This window comes from Streptomyces sp. NPDC093984, from assembly GCF_044764595.1.
GTDB lineage: Bacteria > Actinomycetota > Actinomycetes > Streptomycetales > Streptomycetaceae > Streptomyces > Streptomyces cynarae.
The window spans coordinates 647,866-665,834 of record NZ_JBIWIM010000004.1 but is presented as its reverse complement, the minus strand read 5'-3'; the positions used below and the strand labels follow the sequence as shown (position 1 = coordinate 665,834).

Here is a 17,969-nt window from a genome sequence, read left to right as displayed (position 1 = left end):
TGCGGGAGCGGGCCTACTTCAGCGCCAGCCAGGCCACCGCGGCGACGATCGCGACGGCGACCACGACGCCGACGATCAGGCCGATGCGGGGGCCGGCCGGAGCGGCCGCCTGCTGCCGGCCCTGAGGGGCCGCCTCGTCCACGAACGCGCGGAACATCTGCGTGCTGCCAGCGGGGTCGTAGTTGCCCTGGGGGCCCTGGGTGTTAGCCATGGCCCCGGACCCTAGCGAATACGTGGGGGACTGCCCAAGTGAGGGTTCTGTGAGCGGCTCCGTCCGGGGGCCTGCCGCGAGGCCGTTCACAGCGATGCCACAGGCAGGCACCCCGCTCCACCTGCACGTTTACTTTCGCCAATGCTTGCCTTTGCCAAGTTTTTAGCTCCAGAGCCCCCGTTTCATTTGCCTGCAGCAACCAATCTCCTTATGGTTGCTCCAGGCAACGATAAGAAGGAGGTGCCATGGCCGAGCGAGCGCAGTACGAAGAGCTGGCGCGTCAGCTCAGCGCCTTCGGCGCCGTGAAGCGAGACCTCGGGCGCTGCCTGCCGCCCGACTGCCCCGGCGGTTCCGCCGCCGTGCTGACACTGCTCGGCCGCCACGGCGACATGCGCATGAGCAAGCTCGCGGAGCTGCTCGCCGTCGACATGTCGGTCACCAGCCGCCACGTGGCGCACGTCGCGGACCGCGGCTGGATCGAGCGCTGCCCGGACCCCGCGGACAAGCGCTCCCGCATCCTGCGTCTGACGGCGCCCGGCCGGGTCCAGCTCGACGAGCTGTCCCGTCGCACCGCCGCGCTGCTCGCCGACCGGCTGAGCGACTGGTCGGACGACGACGTCGGCCGCCTCATCCAGCTCATGGCACGGCTCAGGGAGAGCTTCGGCGACTGCCGTTCCACTCCGCGGCTCGCGCAGGCCGCACCCGCGAGGGAATCCGTTGCCCACCAGACCACCCGTACACCCGCAAGCACGTAAGTAAAGGAAGCCCATGGCAACGACCACACCAGCCGGTGTGCGGGCTCACGCCAAGCACGGGGGAGGCTCCCCGGACGGCGCTCCGATGACGCACCGGCAGATCATGGAGGCCCTCTCCGGGCTTCTGCTCGGCATGTTCGTGGCGATCCTGTCGTCCACGATCGTCACCAACGCGCTGCCGCACATCATCGGCGACCTCGGCGGCGGCCAGTCCGCCTACACCTGGGTCGTCACCGCCTCGCTGCTGGCGATGACCGCGACCACCCCGCTGTGGGGCAAGCTCGCGGACCTGTACAGCAAGAAGGCGCTCGTCCAGATAGCCCTGATCGTCTACGTCCTGGGCTCGATGGCGGCCGGCCTGTCGCAGAACCCGGGCATGCTGATCGCCTGCCGTGTCGTGCAGGGCATCGGCGTCGGCGGTCTGTCCGCGCTGGCGCAGATCGTCATGGCCGCGATGATCTCCCCGCGTGAGCGCGGGCGTTACTCCGGCTACCTGGGCGCCACGTTCGCCATCGCCACCGTCGGCGGCCCGCTGCTCGGCGGTGTCATCACCGACACCTCGTGGCTGGGCTGGCGCTGGTGCTTCTACGTCGGCGTGCCCTTCGCGGTGATCGCGCTGATCGTGCTGCAGAAGACCCTGCACCTGCCCGTGGTCAAGCGGGAGGTCAAGGTCGACTGGGGCGGCGCGTTCTTCATCGCCGCCGCGGTCTCGCTGCTGCTGGTCTGGGTGACCTTCGCCGGTGACAAGTACGACTGGCTGTCCTGGCAGACGTACACCATGGTCGGCGGTTCGATCGTCCTCGGTGCGCTGTTCGTGCTGATCGAGACCAAGGCGAGCGAGCCGATCATCCCGCTGCGGCTGTTCCGCAACCGCACCATCACGCTGGCGTCGCTCGCCTCTCTCTTCGTCGGTGTCGCGATGTTCACCGGCACGGTGTTCTTCAGCCAGTACTTCCAGCTCGCCCGCGACAAGTCCCCGACGATGTCGGGTGTCCTGACGATCCCGATGATCGGCGGCCTGTTCGTCTCCTCCACCGTCTCCGGCCAGTTCATCACCCGCACAGGACGCTGGAAGGCGTGGCTGGTCAGCGGTGGTGTGCTGGTGACGGCCGGCCTGGGCCTGCTCGGCACCATCCGGTACGACACGGCCTACTGGAAGATGGCGGTCTTCATGGCCCTGATGGGTCTCGGCATCGGCATGATGATGCAGAACCTGGTGCTGTGCACCCAGAACCAGGTGGCGCCGCGGGACCTGGGTTCGGCCAGCTCCACGGTCACCTTCTTCCGTTCCCTCGGCGGTGCGGTCGGCGTCTCCGCGCTCGGCGCGGTGCTCTCCCACCGGATCACCCACTACATCACCGACGGCATCAGCGCCCTGAGCCCGAAGTACCAGGCCGCCCTGGCCGGCTCGAGCTCCACGGACAGCATCCCGGACCTGGACAAGCTGCCGGCCCCGCTGCGCACGCTGCTGGAGAGCGCCTACGGCCACGGCATCGCCGACGTCTTCCTGATCGCCGGCTGCCTGGCGGCCGTCGCCTTCCTGATCACCCTGTTCATCAAGGAGGTCCCGTTGAAGACCAGGGGCGCGCTGGCGCAGGCCGCTGCCGACTCGGCTCCGCAGGAGGCCCCCGCGGCGGCCACGCCGGCCGAGGCTGCCGCGCCGGCCGAGGCAGCCGCGCCGGCCGAGGCAGCCGCGCCGGCCGAGGCAGCCGCGCCGGCCGGGGAGAGGGTCCCGAGCTGGGCCGTGGCGAGCACCGAGACCACCGGCGAGGGCACGGGCACGCAGCGCCTCACGGCCGTCGCCACGATCGCCCGACCCGAGGCGGCCGGTGACGGCGGGGGCATCCCGGTCCGCGGCTTCGTCCGCGGCGGCGAGGGCGCGCCGGTCCCGCAGGCCGCCGTCACCCTGATCTCCCTCGGGGGACGGCAGCTGGGCCGGTCGGTCGCGCAGGCGGACGGTTCCTACGCGGTGCACGCTCCGGGCACCGGCTCCTACGTCCTGATCGCCTCCGCCGACGGCCACCAGCCGCAGGCCTCCACGATCGTCGTGCACGACGAGCCGGTGTCGTACGACGTCCTGCTCAGCGGCACCAGTGGCCTGAGCGGCGTCGTCCGCGCCGCCGAGACCGGGCTGCCGGTCAAGGACGCGATGGTCATCGTCACCGACGTGCGCGGCGACCTGCTGGCCACCGCCACCACGGGTGAACAGGGCACCTTCTCCTTCGCGGAGCTCGTGCCGGGTGCCGTGACCGTCGCGGTGAACGCCGCCGGGCACCGCCCGCGGGCCCTGCCCGTCGAGGTCGGCGCCGCCGGAGTGACGCGGGTCGAGATCGACCTCGACTCCGGCTCCCAGGTCCAGGGCGTCGTACGGGCCCCGCACGGCCCCCTCGCGGACGCCCGGGTGACCCTGGTGGACGCGGCGGGCAACGTGGTCGGCACCGCCACCACCGGCGCGGACGGCGCGTACGCCTTCACCGACCTGAACAGCGGCGAGTACACCGTCATCGCGACGGGCTACCCGCCGGTGGCCACCGCGGTGACCGTCTCCGGCCGCGGCGTCGACGACCACGACATCGAACTCGCCCACCCGGGCGAGTAGTCCGGAGTCCGGCTCGTGGGGGCGCGCTGTGAGCGGCAAGCGCCCCCGCGGGCCGGATTTTTTTCGGCCGCCACGGGGATTTATCAAGGATTCAAGGGATTTAGAGGGGAACCACGCGATGGGACTGACCGCACGGATCCGTACGCGAGACGGATGGGCCGTGTCGCACGCGGTCGTCACCGTGACCGACATGACCGGGACGCAGGTCCTGCGCGCCGAGGCCGACGCGGAAGGCGCCGTCCGGGACGCGACCGAGCTGGCGCCCGGCGCCTACACCGTGATCGTCACGGCGGTCGGGTACGCACCCGCCGCCTCCAGCGCGATCGTCACCGCGAGCGGGCGGGCCGAGGTCGGCACCGTGACGCTCGCCCGGCAGGGCGGCACCGAACTGCCGCCGCCCGGGCCGTGGACCATCGACCCGGCGCACTCCTCGGTGGGCGCCATTGCGCAGCACCTCGGGATCTCCAGCGTGCACGGGCGGTTCACGGACTTCGCCGGGCGCATCGAGATCGCCCCGGACGAGGTGGAGAAGTCCCGCGTCGAGGCCGTCATCCGCGCCGAGTCCATCGACACGGGCAACGGCATGCGCGACACCCACCTGAGGTCGGCCGACTTCCTGGACGTCGAGAAGTACCCGGAGATCACCTACCGCTCGATCGGCCTGACGGCCGCGGGCGCGGACCGCTGGACGGTCCACGGCGAGCTGACCCTGCACGGGGTGGTCCGCCCGGTGGATCTGGACCTGGCCTACCTCGGCACCGGCTCGGACCCGTGGGGCGGCACCCGTGCGGCCTTCCGCGCGACCACGGAACTGCGCCGCGAGGACTTCGCGATGAACTACAACCAGATCGTCCAGGCGGGCATCGCCGCCATCGGCACCACGCTGAAGGTGGAGCTGGACATCCAGGCGGTGCAGGGCGAGTCGCTACCGTCCGCGTGACGGCGGACGGCCGTCGCCCGAGACCCGGGACACCAGGTCGGTGGCCAGGTCGCGGAGCTTGGTGTTCGTGTCCTGGGAGATCCGGCGCAGCCGCTCCAGGGCGATCCTGGCACTGACCCGCTCCTGCGCCATCAGTATGCCGATCGCCTGGTCGATGACGCTGCGGGAGAGCAGGGCGGTGCGCACGTCGGTGGCGTCGGCGCGCTCGCGTTCCACGCGCAGGGCGACGTCGACGGCCTCGGCGGTCCGCGCCGCGAAGGCACGCGCCTGGTCCCGGACCGTGCCGAGCACCCCGGGTTCGATGCCGTAGAAGTTCAGCGCGGCGCCGGTGTCGCCCTCGACGGCGAGCGGCACCGCGAGCACGCAGCGCACCCCGACCGACAGCGCGTACTCCGTGTACGCGGGCCAGCGGGTCTCGGCGGCCAGGTCGGGGGCGTACTGCTCGGTCCCCGTCTCGGCGGCCGTGACGCAGGGGCCGGTGCCGTTCTCGTACTGGCGCAGATCCAGGCCGCTGGGCAGTGATCCGCTGCCCGCCAGAGTCAGCAGTCGGTCGCCGCGGCGGACGGTGATGCTGCATGCGTCGCAGCCGGGCACGGCCTCGACCGCGCGGTCGGTCAGGTCCCGCAACAGCGTGTCGAGACCGCCGCTGCGCACGATCGCCTGGTCGAGCGGGTAGGGCATCTCGGGTCTCATGTCATGCTTTTGTCCCCGTTTCGGCGATCAACTCCCGACCGTCATGTGGTGTGGTTCGCATCGACGATGCGGCGGGCGAGGTCCCGCAGCTTGACGTTCTCCCGCTGTGAGGCGCGCACCAGACTGTCGAAGGCCTCCGTGGCGTCCATGTTCAGACGCTCCATGAGGATGCCGGTGGCCTGGCCGATCAGGTCCCGGGTGTGCATCGCCTCGGTGAGCTGCTCGCGCACGGTCACCGAGTCCAGCGCGAGGCCGACGTGCGCGGTGAACAGCCGGCCGATCCGCGTCGCGGCGTCGTCGAAGGCGTGCGGCTTGCCGGCGTAGACGGTGAGCACGGTCAGGCGTCGCTTGTCGGCGCGCAGCCGCAGCGCGAGCGCCGAGCGAAGGCCCAGGCCGGCCAGCACGGAGCCGCCCGCGTCGCTCTCGCTGTCCGCCACGCGCACGACGGGCGCGTGCCACAGGTGGTCCCAGTACGGGGCGCGGTCGCCGCCCGGCCGGAAGTCGTGGGCGGTGCGGACGACTTCGTCGCTCCAGGCGAGCGTGCGGAAGTGGTTGCCGCGCTCCGCCTCGGAGATGACCGCGTGTTCGGCTCCCGGCACCAGGCGCACGGCGAGGCCGACGGCGGTGCTCATGGTGCTGTGGGGGGTGACCGTGTCGTGCAGTTGCCGAGCCGCCGCGGTCAGCGCTTCGGCCAGCTCGAAGCCGCGTGGAAAGTCAGGCAAATCGGAAAAGTCGGACGCAGGCACACGAACCTCTTCGGCGTGCACGGCCATACGGCCATGCGCAGGAGAGCTCCGCAGCACATTCCCGACTGCGAGCGCAGGACGGACAGAACTTTATCTCTTTCCTGCGGGGCCATTGACGCCCGGTTGACTCTCGGCGGTCCCCCTTTCGGAGCGGCGCACGAGAGTGGTGGAATGAGGCGACAGGTCAGGAAGCGGCCTCCCTGAGCCCGGACGAACCTACGCCAGGTGAGTGCCATGACCCATGTCCCGAGCCCGTGCCGGGTGCGCGATCTGCCCGGCCGCAGCCTGATCGTCCTGCCCCAGGAGATCGACCTGTCCAACTCCCCCGCGCTGTGCGCCGCGATCACGTCCTTCGCCGGGGCGCGCGCCGCCCGGCTCAGCGTGCTGATCCTGGACTTCACCCGCACCGGCTTCATGGACTCCCAGGGCGCCCGCCTCGTCCAGGACGTACGGTGCCGGCTGCCCGCGCGGGTCGGGGTACGGGTGGTGGCGGCACCGCTCGGCGTCCCGAGCCGCGTCCTGGAGCTGACCGGGGTACGGCGGGACGTGCCCGTGTACGACAGCCTGGCCGAGGCCTTGGAGTCCTGAGCGCGACGTGCGGTCGTAGGCACGACAGGGTCAGCCTCGGCCCGGCCCGGTACCTCTAGGCTGCGGGCATGGCACCGAACATCGCGACCAACACCGACGTATCACTGGACGAGTTGCTGGACTTCGTACGCCCCCGTCACCGCGCGATCCTGCTGACCCGCCGCGCCGACGGCAGCCCCCAGGGGTCGCCGCTGACCTGCGGCGTCGACGACTCGGGGCGGATCGTCGTCTCCACGTACCCGGAGCGCGCCAAGACCCGCAACGCCAAGCGGGACGAGCGGGTCAGCGTCATCGTGCTCAGCGACGACTGGAACGGGCCCTGGGTCCAGGTCGACGGCACGGCCGAGGTCATCGACACGCCGGACTCCGTCGAACCGCTCGTCGAGTACTACCGCAACATCGCGGGCGAGCACCCGGACTGGGACGAGTACCGCGCGGCCATGGTCAAGCAGGGCAAGTCGATCATCCGGATCACCCCGGTGCGCTGGGGCCCGGTGGCGACGGGCGGCTTCCCGGCCCGCCTGGTCTCCTCCGAGGACTGACAGCCTGCGTACAGGCCCTGGGCCAGGGGACGCCCCTATCCCCGGGCGACCATCGCCTCGATCCCCGAGATGAGCGTCTCCAGCGCGAAGGCGAAGTCCCGCTCGCGCATCTCCTCCACCGTGTCGCCGCCGCGGGCCTGCATGAGGTCCGCGGACCGGTGCACGACCTCGCTCAGATCGGGGCTCTCGGTCACCGCGCTCATGGCGTGGCGGAAGTACTCCTCCTGGCTCAGCCCGGCCGCCGCGCAGCGCGCGATGAAGTGGCCCTCGATCGTGCCGAAGCCGTACACGAACTGGAAGACCGCCGAGATCGCGCCCATCCGGCCGTGCGCCGGCAGCCCGGTCAGCCGGATCACCCGCTGCACGGCGAGCGAGAAGGCGACCGCGTGCGGGCCGATGTTGAGGAAGGTCCCGGCGAGCGGGGACAGCCAGGGATGGCGCACCAGCAGCGCCCGGTACTCGGCGGCGAGGCCCCGCAGTTGGTCGCGCCAGTCCTCGCCGGTGTCGCCGGCCGGCAGCCGTACCTCCCCGAAGGCCGCGTCCAGCGCCAGCTCCAGCAGGTCGTCCTTGGTGTCCACGTACCAGTAGACGGACATCGCCGTCACGTTCAGCTCGGCGGCGAGCCGCCGCATGGAGAACCTGGCGAGCCCCTCGGCGTCCAGCAGCCGGACGGTCGCCTCGGTGATCCGCTCCCGGTCCAGCCCGGAGGGCTGCCCGCCCCCGCGCCCGCCACGGCGCGCCTTGCCCTCCAGCCAGACGCTGGTCCGCTGGGCTGCCTTCCCCATGGCACACCTTTCCCGACATTCCGCTCCCAGGCGACCACCACCTCCCGAGTCTGCCCGCTCCGCCCGACGCGGCAACGCCGCCGCGTCTCACGGTGAGTTGCGTGAGACGGATGACGCAAAAGCGGTGGGCCGGGCATCGGTGCCCGGCCCACCGCTCGGTGCGCGAACCGTCAGCTGCTGCTCGAGCCGCCGCTCGTCTTCTGCGTGAGGTCGTAGAAGGTGGCCGAACCGACCGTCACCTTCTTGAAGTTCTGCTGAACCCACGAACTGATCTGCGACGAGACGTTGGAGCCGCCGTTGCGGCCCCCGCCGCCGAAGCCGCCGCCCGAGATGAAGTAGTGGATCTTTCCTTCCGCCACGTACTTCTGGAACTGGGCGAGCGTCGGGGACGGGTCGCTGCCGTTGAAGCCGCCGATCGCCATCACCGCATCGCCGGTGGCGAGCTGGTAGCTCGCGGCGTTCTGCGAGCCGATGGACGCGGCGACCCAGGTGTACTTGCTCGCGTCCTTCTCCAGCAGCGTCTTGGCCGCGGAGCTGACGTTCGCGCCGTTGAGCAGGCCGCCGATGCCGCCGCCACCGCCCATGCCGCCGTCACCCGTGCGCCCACCGCCGGGGAGGCCCTGCTGACCGTTCTGACCCTGGGTGCTGCCGTTGCCCTGCTGCTGGTTCCGGCCGTTCTGGCCCGGCATACCGCCGCCCGGGAACCCGCCGGTGCCGCCGCCGGGGAGGCCCTGCTGACCGTTCTGACCCTGAGTGGTGCCGTTGCCCTGCTGCTGGTTCTGGCCGGGCGTGCCGCCGAAGCGGCCGCGCGTACCGCCACCACCCGGGCCGCCGCGACCGCCGAGGCCCATGCTGCTCGCACCCGCCGGACCGGCCGTGACGATCGAGCCGGTGTGGCCCTGGTTCACGGTGGTGAGGGTGTACGCGGTCGGTCCCGCGAGTGCGGCCACGAAGCCGAGACCCACCGCCGCGAGCGCGAGCCGCCGTCCGAGCCGGGCCACGAAGACGAGCCCCAGGGCGCCGACCAGACCGCCGACGAGGACCAGCCACTTCAGCCAGGGCAGGTAGTCCGGGGTGCGGTTGAGGAGCACGTACCCCCAGGCCGCGGTCGCCGTGGCGGTGGCCGCCAGCGTGAGCGACGCCCACGTCCTCGACCGCTCCTCCCACAGGACCGTGACGCCCATGCCGACCAGGGCGGCGATGTAGGGGGCGAGGGCCACCGTGTAGTACTGGTGGAAGATGCCCGCCATGTAGCTGAAGATCACGGCGGTCATCAGCAGCGAGCCGCCCCAGGCGAGGAACGAGCCGCGGACCAGGTCCGTGCGCCCCGCCTTCCGGGTGAGCACCAGGCCCGCGACGAGCAGGATCAGCGCCGCCGGGAGCAGCCAGGAGATCTGGGAGCCGATCTCGGAGTTGAACATGCGGTCCCAGCCGGTCGCGCCCCACTGGCCGCCGTTGCCGCCGCCACCGCCGCCGACGCTGCCGGTCTCGTCGCCGTTGATGCGGCCCAGCCCGTTGTAGCCGAAGGTCAGCTCCAGGAAGGAGTTGTTCTGCGAGCCGCCGATGTACGGGCGGGAGGACGCCGGCCACAGCTCGACGATCGCGACCCACCAGCCGCCCGAGACGACCAGCGCAACGGTCGCGAGGCCCAGTTGCACCAGCCGCTTCCTCAGCTTCACCGGAGCGCAGACGCCGTAGACGAGCGCCAGCGCCGGCAGGATCAGGAAGGCCTGCAGGGTCTTCGTCAGGAAGGCGAAGCCGACCGCGACCCCCGCCCACACCACCCACTTGGTGCGGCCGTCCTCCAGGCCCCGGACGACGAAGTAGACGGTGAGCGCCATCAGCAGCGCGAGCAGCGCGTCCGGGTTGTTGAACCGGAACATCAGCGCCGCGACCGGGGTGAGCGCGAGCACCGCGCCCGCGATCAGACCGGCCGCCGGGCTGAACCTGCGCCGGACGGCCGCGTACACCACGGCGACCGTGAGGACGCCCATGACGACCTCGGGGATGAGGATCGCCCACGAGTTGAGGCCGAAGATCCGGACCGCCAGCGCCATCGGCCACAGCGAGGCCGGGGGCTTGTCGACGGTGATGGCGTTGCCCGCGTCCAGCGAGCCGAAGAAGAACGCCTTCCAGGACTTGCTGCCGGCCTGTACCGCCGCCGAGTAGAAGGAGTTGGCGTACCCGGAGGCGCTCAGGTCGTACAGGTACAGCAGCCCCGTGGCGAGCAGCAGGCCGAGGAACGCGGGGCGTGCCCAGCGGGGGTCCTCGGGCCGGCCGCGCCAGAGTCTGCGCGCGAGCGGCTGCTGGGGCTCACCGGCTCCGGGGGCGGGGGCCGGTGGCGTGGCGGGTGTCTGCGGGGGAGCGGTCGGGGGCGGTCCCCAGGCGTGGGGGGCCGCACCCCCCTGGTAGGTCGACTGTTCGTAGTGCGTGGTCATCGGAAGTCCCTCGGGTCGGTGTCCTGCGGGCGCACCGGCTGCAGCGGCACGGTGGCGTCCCTCCAGGGGGTGCGGTCCGCGTCGGCACCGGCGCGGAAGGGCGTGGTGTCGTACTCGGGGTCGTACTCAGGGTCGTACGAGGACTGCGGCGCCGCGTGGCGCTGGGGCAGCGCCGGGAGCGGCCGGTACGCGGGCGTCCCCGGGGTGTGACGCTGGTGGGGCGCCTCGGCCTGGGGCGTCGGGGTGTCGTCGCGGCGGTCCGGGAACACCCAGGCCCTGAAGAGCAGGAACCGCAGCACGGTCGCCGCGAGGTTGGCGGCGATCAGCACCGCCAGCTCGGTGGAGTGCGCCGGGTTGCTCGTCGCCGCGTTCAGGGCGGCGAGGGAGCCGCTGGTCAGGGCGAGGCCGATGCCGAAGACCACCAGGCCCTGGGCCTGATGGCGGACGGCGCCGCCCCTGCCGCGGACGCCGAAGGTGAGCCGGCGGTTGGCCGCCGTGTTGGCGATCGCCGAGACCAGCAGGGCGAGCGCGTTGGCGATCTGCGAGCCCGAGAACTGCCTGAAGACGCTGTAGAGCAGCAGATAGAACAGGGTGGACAGGCCGCCGACCACGCAGAAGCCGACGAGCTGGCGGGCCAGGCCCCCCGGCACGTCTCTGAGGTCGCGGTCCCACGGATCGTCACCGAACGGCCGGGCCAGCCGGTCCAGCGGCAGCGACCCGGTGGCCAGCGCCTTGCCGATGCGCCACACGCCCTTGAGGTCGTCGGTCGCGGTCTTCACGATGTTCACCGTGGAGTTCGGGTCGTCGACCCAGTCGACCGGCACCTCGTGGATGCGCAGCCCCGCCCGCTCGGCGAGCACCAGCATCTCGGTGTCGAAGAACCAGCCGGTGTCCTCCACCAGCGGCAGCAGCACCTGGGCCACATCACGGCGGATCGCCTTGAAGCCGCACTGGGCGTCGGAGAACCGGGCCTGCAGCGAGCCGCGCAGGATGAGGTTGTAGGCACGGCTGATGAACTCCCGCTTCGGGCCGCGCACGACCCGGGAGCTGCGGGCGAGCCGGGAGCCGATCGCCAGGTCCGAGTGACCGGAGATCAGCGGCGCGACCAGCGGGAGAAGTGCGTTGAGGTCGGTGGACAGGTCCACGTCCATGTAGGCGAGGATCGGGGCGTCCGAGGCGGACCAGACGGTCCGCAGCGCCCGGCCGCGGCCCTTCTGCTCCAGCCGGAAGGACCTCACCTCGGGGATCCGCTCCTCCAGCCGCGCCGACACCTGCGGGGTGGTGTCCGTGGACGCGTTGTCCGCGATCGTGATGCGGAACGCGTACGGGAACGTGCGCTTGAGGTGCTCGTGCAGTCTGAGCACACATGGCTGGAGGTCCTTCTCCTCGTTGTAGACGGGGATCACTACGTCCAGGACAGGCGTACCGGCTCCTGCGGCCGGGAGGTGCTCCCGCGCCGGCAGGGTGCCGGGAGAAGAGTCGGTTCGCATGGAACCGACTCTTCTCAAGCGCCCTGTTGCACCCGTGTGGTGGCGCTGTGCTGTGCCTGTGAGTGCTGTTGCCAGGCCGTTTCGGGGCCCGGTGAGGGCACGCGCGGGGTCGGCGCCGGCAGATGCACGGTGAACACCGTGTGCCCGGGAACGCTGTCGACGGTGACGGCGCCGCCGTGCGCCGTCGCGACGGCCTGCACGATGGCGAGCCCGAGCCCGGTGGAGCCGGTGGCCCGGGAGCGCGCCGAGTCACCGCGCGCGAACCGCTCGAAGACGTGCGGCAGCAGATCGGGAGGGATGCCCTGCCCGTCGTCCTGGACGTCCACACACAGCCACGGTCCGCGCCGCTGCACGCGTGCGGTGACGGTCGTGCCGGGCGGGGTGTGGGTCCGGGCGTTGGCGAGCAGGTTGACGAGCACCTGTTGCAGCCGTGCGGCGTCCGCCGACACGAGCGCGGGCTCGTCGGGCAGTTCGAGCCGCCAGTTGTGGTCGGGGCCCGCTGCGCGCGCGTCGCTGATGGTGTCCACGACGAGCGGGACGAGGTCGGTCTGCTCGAACCGGAGCGGGCGGCCAGCGTCGAGCCGGGCGAGCAGCAGCAGGTCCTCGACGAGGAGGGTCATGCGCCCGGCCTCGGACTCGATCCGTCCGAGGGCATGCCGGGTGTCGGGGCCCTGTTCCTCGCGTCCCCGTCTGGTCAGCTCGGCGTACCCGCGGATGGAGGCGAGCGGGGTGCGCAGCTCGTGACTGGCGTCCGCGACGAACTGCCGTACCCGCATCTCGCTCTGCTGCCGTGCGTGCAGGGCGCCGTGGACGTGGTCGAGCATGCGGTTGAGGGCGGCCCCGACCTGCCCGACCTCGGTGTGCGGATCGGTCTCGGACTCCGGGACCCGCTCGTCGAGGGTCACCTCGCCGGTGTGCAGCGGGAGTTCGGAGACACGGGTGGCCGTCGCGGCGACCTTGCGCAGGGGCCGCAGGGCGATTCCGACGAGCACGGAACCGGCGATGCCGGCGGCGACCAGGCCGGCGGCGGTGACACTGACCTCGACGATGACGAGGGTGTCGATGGTGTTGGTGACGCCCTTGGTGGGCAGGGCGACGTAGAAGTCGCCGTGGGCACCGGTGACGTACTTGGCGCGGTAGTCCCCGAGCCCCGGGAGCGTGACGGTGTGCACCTTGCCGTCACGGGGGACGGAGCCGAGCGCGGAGGTCTGCGCCTGGGACAACTCGACGGCCTTCATCCGCTCGAAGCCGGAGCTGCTGGAGGAGACCTCCTTCTTGATGACCGCCCTCGTGACGGCACCGGTGGAGTCCGTCTGGGCGGCGACGGTGTCCGGTTGCGCCGGTCCCCTGGTGACGAAGTCGTCCAACCTGTCCTGTGTCGTCGCGGTGCCGGAGGAGTTTCCCGCCGCATCGCCGTTCATGTTGCCCGGGCCGCCCGAACGGCCGTTCCCGAGGCCGGACAGGCTCCCCCCGGGCGGACCCGAGGCACCCTTGCCGACGTCGGCCACCTGCCCGTCCAGCTCCCCGTACAGGTGCTGCCCCAGCGCGATGGTCGTCACGGTGCCGATCACGGCGCACACCACGGCGATCAGACTGACCGCCGAGACGACGAGCCGCGTCCGCAGCGTGCGCGGCTGTCGTCCTCGCCTCTGCGTACGCGGCCGTCGTCGCCTGCTCATGACGCCGCGGGCTTGATCATGTAACCGGCGCCGCGCCGGGTGTGGATCATCGGCTCGCGACCCGCGTCGATCTTCCTGCGCAGGTACGAGATGTAGAGCTCCACGACGTTGGCCTGGCCGCCGAAGTCGTACGACCACACGCGGTCGAGGATCTGCGCCTTGCTGAGCACGCGCCGCGGGTTGCGCATCAGGAAACGCAGCAGCTCGAACTCGGTGGCGGTGAGGTGGATGTTCTCCCCGCCCCGGGACACCTCGTGGCTGTCCTCGTCGAGCGTGAGGTCCCCGACGACCAGAACGGAGTCGGAGCGGCGGTCGGCGGCACCGGACCGCCGTATCAGCCCGCGCAGCCGGGCCACGACCTCTTCCAGGCTGAACGGCTTGGTGACGTAGTCGTCGCCCCCGGCCGTCAGTCCCGCGATCCGGTCCTCGACGGCGTCCTTGGCGGTGAGGAACAGAACCGGCACGTCGGGCAGCTCGCGCCGCAGCCGGCCGAGGACGGTCAGGCCGTCCATGTCCGGGAGCATCATGTCGAGCACGACGGCGTCGGGCCGGAAGTCACGCGCGGTCTGAATCGCGCCCTGCCCGTCACCCGCGCTGCGGATCTGCCAGCCCTCGTAACGAAGGGCCATGGACAGCAGTTCGGTGATCGACAGCTCGTCGTCCACCACCAGCACGCGGACGGGGCTCCCGTCCGGCCTCAGCAGTTCGGTGCGCCCCTGGGGCGAGGTCGTGGTCATGGTGGACACCTTCTCGGGGTCCTCTGAGAGCGCCCTTTCGCGATTCTGTGATTTTCCTGAGAAACACACAGGCACCTCTCAGGGAACTCCTGGGAAGCTCCCTTGACTCGGCATCAGAAGCCCAACGGCCGACGTACGAGGGCCTGACGGCGAGCCGTCCCGCTCACTCACGCGCCGGATCCCGCTCGAACGCATGGCTGCGCTCGACCTTGGCGACGTGCACGGTGTACGCCTCGTACCACTGGGCGCGCCCGCGCTTCTGGGCGGCGCGGTGCTCCAGATCGCTCCGCCACTCCTCGACGGCGGCCAGGTCCCGGAAGTACCCGACGGTGATCGACAGTCCGCCCGGCGTGCGGGCCTGGTCCATCCCGAGGAATCCGGGGACCTCTCGGACGCGTTCCTCCATCCGCTCGGCGGTCTCCCCGTACCCGTCGTCGTCCTCGGTCCGCACGGAGGTGAAGACGACGGCGTAGTAGGGGGGTTCATGGGCGGCGACAGGCGCAACGCGGTAATCGCTCATGTCGCCACGATCGTTCACGGCGGCATGGACGTCCAGCCCCTTTCCGAACGGGATCCGAACCGGGATCGAAACAGGACTCGAACAGGACCGGAGCTAAATCCGAGCTGGACCCGAGCTGGACCCGAGCTGGACCCGAGCTGGATCCGAACGGGAACCAAGCGGGGGGGGCCGGCTGTCGGCCGACGAGGGAGCGCCTGTCAGCGGCTGTCAGAACAGCCCGTCCTGCACCCCCGCCTCCCCCACCTCCCGCACCGGCACCGTCACCTCGTCCCGCTCGGCGCCCGTCAGCTCCCACCCCGTCATCAGTCGCGTGTCCAGCACCAGGACCCCGCGCCCGGTGGCGAGGTGAAGATCAGGCCCGGCGGCCGCCAGCACACCGCCGCTCACCCCTCCGCCCGCCACCAGCTCGCTCACCACTGCGTCCATCCGGGGCAGCCCCTCCAGCCCGAACACCCCGCCGTGGTCGACGGCCAGGAACGGCGCCCGCTCCAGCGACTCCGGCCAGCCGCCGAGCGACACCGCCCGCGCGTGCAGCTCCGCCAGCTCCGCGACCCGCTCCCCGGCCGGCGGCAACGCGGCCCGCACCGCCCGCTTGTCGGCGTACGGGATCCGGTCGGGCACCCGGAGGGCGGCCCGCAGCAGCTCCTCCGCGCGCCGCGCCGCCATCAGCGGCCCGCACCCCAGCCAGCTGAAACACACGGCACCCTGCTCCAGCAACCGCGCGGAGCCCCGCTCGGCCGCGGTGATCCCGACCTTGACCATGCCGGGCCCGAACCAGGCGAGATAGACGCGGTACGGCCGCGGATCGTCGGCGAAGGTATCAGCGGCGACGGAATGGGCCCGGTCGAGGCGGGCGCACTCCTCGCACCGCCCACCCGTACTCCGCCCGGGCACCACGGCCCGCGTCGCACACCCATGCCCCCGTGCCCCCACACACCGCCGCACACCCCCCGCGACCACCGCGAAGGCCACCCGCTTCCCCCGCTCCAGCGCACTGCGCCGCCCCCCTTCCCACGCCAGCACGGGGCCGCCCTCACCCCACCGCAGCCCCGCGCATCTCCACACCTGAGTCATCACTGCCGAGAGTAGGCGCCACCACTGACAACGCGACCTGAGAGATCACAATGGGTCACGGCCTCGGGCCGCCGCCCGGCCAAGCGGCACACCCGGCATGCCGGGCTCCTCGGCATCCGCGGAGCGCACCCGCTCATACCCGGGACCCGCTTGCTCCGCTCCGGCGTGCGCCGACGGAATCCGCACTACCCGCGCGAAATGTTTTTGTGCGCCAATTCGACTTTCTGACACCTTGTTTTTCGTTGACGCTATATCAGCAACGCGGGACCGTAGAAACGATTTCAGTGATGCGTTGCTGAAATCGCCGAACCGTGCGGGGCCGGGCGGGTCATCAATGCGACCGTAGCGTCATCGCTCGGGCCACCGCTTCACGAACGGTTACAGGTGCGGAGGAGGAATTATGTCGAAGAAGAAACCCGCCAAGAGAGCCCGGAGGGGCCGCAGATACGTGATCGCCGTCTTGGCGGCTGTGTCAGCGCTGTTCACGGCTCAGGGCACCGCGTGGGCGGGCACCCCCACCTTTGCGACCCATGTCGACTACGCGGCAGGCAACGCCTCGCAGGCGGTGCGGGTGGCCGACTTCAACAAGGACGGCCACCTCGACCAGGCCGTGGCGAACTCACTGGACAATACGGTGTCGGTGTTACTGGGCAACGGCGACGGCACCTTCGACACCAAGACCGACTACGGCACGGGAGACTACCCGGGCGGCATCGCCGTCGGTGACTTCGACGAGGACGGCAATCCGGACCTGGCGGTCGACAACCTGAACGGTGACACGGTGTCGGTGCTGCCGGGCAACGGCGACGGCACCTTCGACACCAAGACCGACTACGCAACCGGCTCGGGCCCCTACAAGGTGGAGGTCGGCGACTTCGACAAGGACGGCCACGCCGACCTCGCGACCTCCAACACGAACGACAACACGGTGTCGGTGCTGCTGGGAAACGGCGACGGCACCTTCAACACCAAGGTCGACTACGGCACGGGAGCGTACCCGTTCTCGGTCGTGGCCAAAGACGTCAACAAGGACACCGACCTCGACCTGGTCGTGTCCAACGTCAGTGACAACACGGTGTCGGTGCTGCTCGGCAACGGCGACGGCACCTTCGACACCAAGACCGACTACGGCACGGGCGGCTCGCCCACCCGGGTCCAGGTGGCGGACTTCGACGGCGACGGCAGCCTCGACGTCGCGGTCCCCGATCTGAGCGATGCCACGGTGTCGGTGCTCCTGGGGAACGGCGACGGCACCTTCGACACCAAGACCGACTACGCGGTGGGTGACGCGCCGATCCCGCTGGACGTGGCGGACTTCGACGGTGACTCGCATCTCGATCTCGTGGTCGGCAACGACAACGACGGCACGGTGTCGGTGTTGCCGGGCAACGGCGACGGCACGTTCGGGACCAAGGCCGATTTCACTGTCAGTGACGGGCCGTTCGGCATCGCGGTGGGGGACTTCGATGAGGACTCCCGCCCTGATGTGACGGTGGCCAATTACACCTCGGCCAACGTGTCGGTCCTCCTCAACACCACGTCCCCGTAAGGCCAGGAGTCGCCCTGTGGCCGGCCGCTAGGCGACAGAGTGGGTCACTGTGCCGGTATAGGTGCCCGCCACCGCGCTGGCGGGCACCGACATGACCAGCGTCGGCTGCCAGACACAGGAAGTGCCGGCCGAACTGACCGAGCCGTAGGAGAACGCCGTGCGAGCGGTGTCCAGAGTCACCTTGCCGGCTGCAGTGGGCTGGCCGGGACTGAAGGTTCCGGGCCCCGACTTGGACACGACCGGCCCCGACCAGTAGGACAGGTTCCCTCGCGCGATGGTCTCAGCGGCGGAGCCGCCTCCAGTGGTGAAGTTGGTCGCCGACACCGTCGCAGTCCATCGCATCACGCCACTACTCGTGACCTTCACCTGCCCCAACTGCACGGTCATCGTGCTGCCGGGCGTCGCCGATCCGAGGTTGACCGACGCGGGGGCCGTGACCGAGGCCGAGGAAGGCGCTTCGGGAATCAGAAAGACGGCATTGGCCGCCGCTGCCTCCGCCTGGGGCGCTTGTCCCGAAGGAAGAAGCAGGCAGTTCGCACACAACGCCCCTCCCACCCCGATTCGCAAGGAGATTCGGAACCATGAGAGGGGGCGCGATCCCACTCATTCTCCTTCTGCTCGTC

At 70.9% G+C, this 17,969-nt stretch carries 17 protein-coding genes; 6 read left to right on the top strand and 11 right to left on the bottom strand.

Annotated features, from left to right (window positions below):
- Positions 1–13: 13 nt before the first annotated feature.
- The gene (locus ACIRC0_RS18995; RefSeq protein ID WP_103844211.1) at positions 14–211 is read right to left on the bottom strand and encodes a hypothetical protein; all 198 of its coding nucleotides are present in this window, start codon (positions 209–211) and stop codon (positions 14–16) included.
- A gap of 245 nt (positions 212–456) precedes the next feature.
- On the opposite strand from ACIRC0_RS18995, the gene ACIRC0_RS18990 reads away from it, so the two are divergent.
- The 3 genes from ACIRC0_RS18990 to ACIRC0_RS18980 all read left to right on the top strand — a co-directional run bounded on the left by ACIRC0_RS18990 (position 457) and on the right by ACIRC0_RS18980 (position 4,505).
- Complete coding sequence (locus ACIRC0_RS18990) at positions 457–966, top strand: MarR family winged helix-turn-helix transcriptional regulator (protein ID WP_403617274.1); 510 nt, start codon at positions 457–459, stop codon at positions 964–966.
- A 13-nt stretch (positions 967–979) separates the two neighbouring features.
- A complete protein-coding gene (locus ACIRC0_RS18985; protein WP_403617273.1) occupies positions 980–3,565 on the top strand; it encodes an MFS transporter in 2,586 nt (861 codons plus the stop codon).
- A 118-nt stretch (positions 3,566–3,683) separates the two neighbouring features.
- Positions 3,684–4,505, top strand: coding sequence for a YceI family protein (locus ACIRC0_RS18980; RefSeq protein WP_403617272.1), 822 nt, complete (start codon positions 3,684–3,686; stop codon positions 4,503–4,505).
- On the opposite strand, the gene ACIRC0_RS18975 is transcribed toward ACIRC0_RS18980, so the two are convergent.
- Entirely contained in the window at positions 4,491–5,198 is a 708-nt protein-coding gene (locus ACIRC0_RS18975; protein WP_403617271.1) for a GAF and ANTAR domain-containing protein, read from the bottom strand. The genes ACIRC0_RS18980 and ACIRC0_RS18975 overlap by 15 nt on opposite strands.
- A 41-nt stretch (positions 5,199–5,239) precedes the next feature.
- Positions 5,240–5,920, bottom strand: coding sequence for a GAF and ANTAR domain-containing protein (locus tag ACIRC0_RS18970; RefSeq protein ID WP_403617270.1), 681 nt, complete (start codon positions 5,918–5,920; stop codon positions 5,240–5,242).
- Positions 5,921–6,178: 258 nt separating this feature from the next.
- Between ACIRC0_RS18970 and ACIRC0_RS18965 the strand changes: the two genes are divergently transcribed.
- Both ACIRC0_RS18965 and ACIRC0_RS18960 read left to right on the top strand, forming a co-directional pair.
- Positions 6,179–6,532, top strand: a complete 354-nt coding sequence (locus tag ACIRC0_RS18965; protein WP_403617269.1) for an STAS domain-containing protein — start codon at positions 6,179–6,181, stop codon at positions 6,530–6,532.
- 68 nt (positions 6,533–6,600) lie between these two features.
- Entirely contained in the window at positions 6,601–7,074 is a 474-nt protein-coding gene (locus tag ACIRC0_RS18960) for a PPOX class F420-dependent oxidoreductase (RefSeq protein ID WP_403617268.1), read from the top strand.
- A gap of 35 nt (positions 7,075–7,109) precedes the next feature.
- Here the strand turns inward: ACIRC0_RS18960 and ACIRC0_RS18955 are convergent, their stop codons facing one another.
- From ACIRC0_RS18955 to ACIRC0_RS18925, 7 genes are all read right to left on the bottom strand, one after another.
- Positions 7,110–7,859: a TetR/AcrR family transcriptional regulator gene (locus ACIRC0_RS18955; protein ID WP_403617267.1), complete on the bottom strand. Its 750-nt coding sequence runs from the start codon at positions 7,857–7,859 to the stop codon at positions 7,110–7,112.
- Positions 7,860–8,029: 170 nt separating this feature from the next.
- Entirely contained in the window at positions 8,030–10,297 is a 2,268-nt protein-coding gene (locus ACIRC0_RS18950; RefSeq protein ID WP_403617266.1) for a glycosyltransferase family 39 protein, read from the bottom strand.
- Positions 10,294–11,787: a glycosyltransferase gene (locus tag ACIRC0_RS18945; RefSeq protein ID WP_403617265.1), complete on the bottom strand. Its 1,494-nt coding sequence runs from the start codon at positions 11,785–11,787 to the stop codon at positions 10,294–10,296. The genes ACIRC0_RS18950 and ACIRC0_RS18945 overlap by 4 nt, the downstream gene beginning before the upstream one ends.
- Before the next feature lie 14 nt (positions 11,788–11,801).
- Positions 11,802–13,466, bottom strand: coding sequence for an ATP-binding protein (locus ACIRC0_RS18940; protein WP_403617264.1), 1,665 nt, complete (start codon positions 13,464–13,466; stop codon positions 11,802–11,804).
- A complete protein-coding gene (locus ACIRC0_RS18935) occupies positions 13,463–14,203 on the bottom strand; it encodes a response regulator transcription factor (protein WP_403617263.1) in 741 nt (246 codons plus the stop codon). The genes ACIRC0_RS18940 and ACIRC0_RS18935 overlap by 4 nt, the downstream gene beginning before the upstream one ends.
- Positions 14,204–14,366: 163 nt before the next feature.
- Positions 14,367–14,723 (bottom strand): antibiotic biosynthesis monooxygenase family protein, encoded by a 357-nt coding sequence (locus ACIRC0_RS18930; protein ID WP_403617262.1) that lies wholly within the window; start codon positions 14,721–14,723, stop codon positions 14,367–14,369.
- 207 nt (positions 14,724–14,930) lie between these two features.
- Complete coding sequence (locus ACIRC0_RS18925) at positions 14,931–15,797, bottom strand: DUF2797 domain-containing protein (RefSeq protein ID WP_403617261.1); 867 nt, start codon at positions 15,795–15,797, stop codon at positions 14,931–14,933.
- A gap of 400 nt (positions 15,798–16,197) precedes the next feature.
- Between ACIRC0_RS18925 and ACIRC0_RS18920 the strand changes: the two genes are divergently transcribed.
- Positions 16,198–17,346 (top strand): FG-GAP repeat domain-containing protein, encoded by a 1,149-nt coding sequence (locus ACIRC0_RS18920; protein WP_403617260.1) that lies wholly within the window; start codon positions 16,198–16,200, stop codon positions 17,344–17,346.
- A 27-nt stretch (positions 17,347–17,373) separates the two neighbouring features.
- Here the strand turns inward: ACIRC0_RS18920 and ACIRC0_RS18915 are convergent, their stop codons facing one another.
- Positions 17,374–17,889 carry a hypothetical protein gene (locus tag ACIRC0_RS18915; protein WP_403617259.1) on the bottom strand — a complete coding sequence of 172 codons (516 nt, stop codon included), beginning with the start codon at positions 17,887–17,889 and terminating at the stop codon, positions 17,374–17,376.
- Positions 17,890–17,969: the final 80 nt, after the last annotated feature.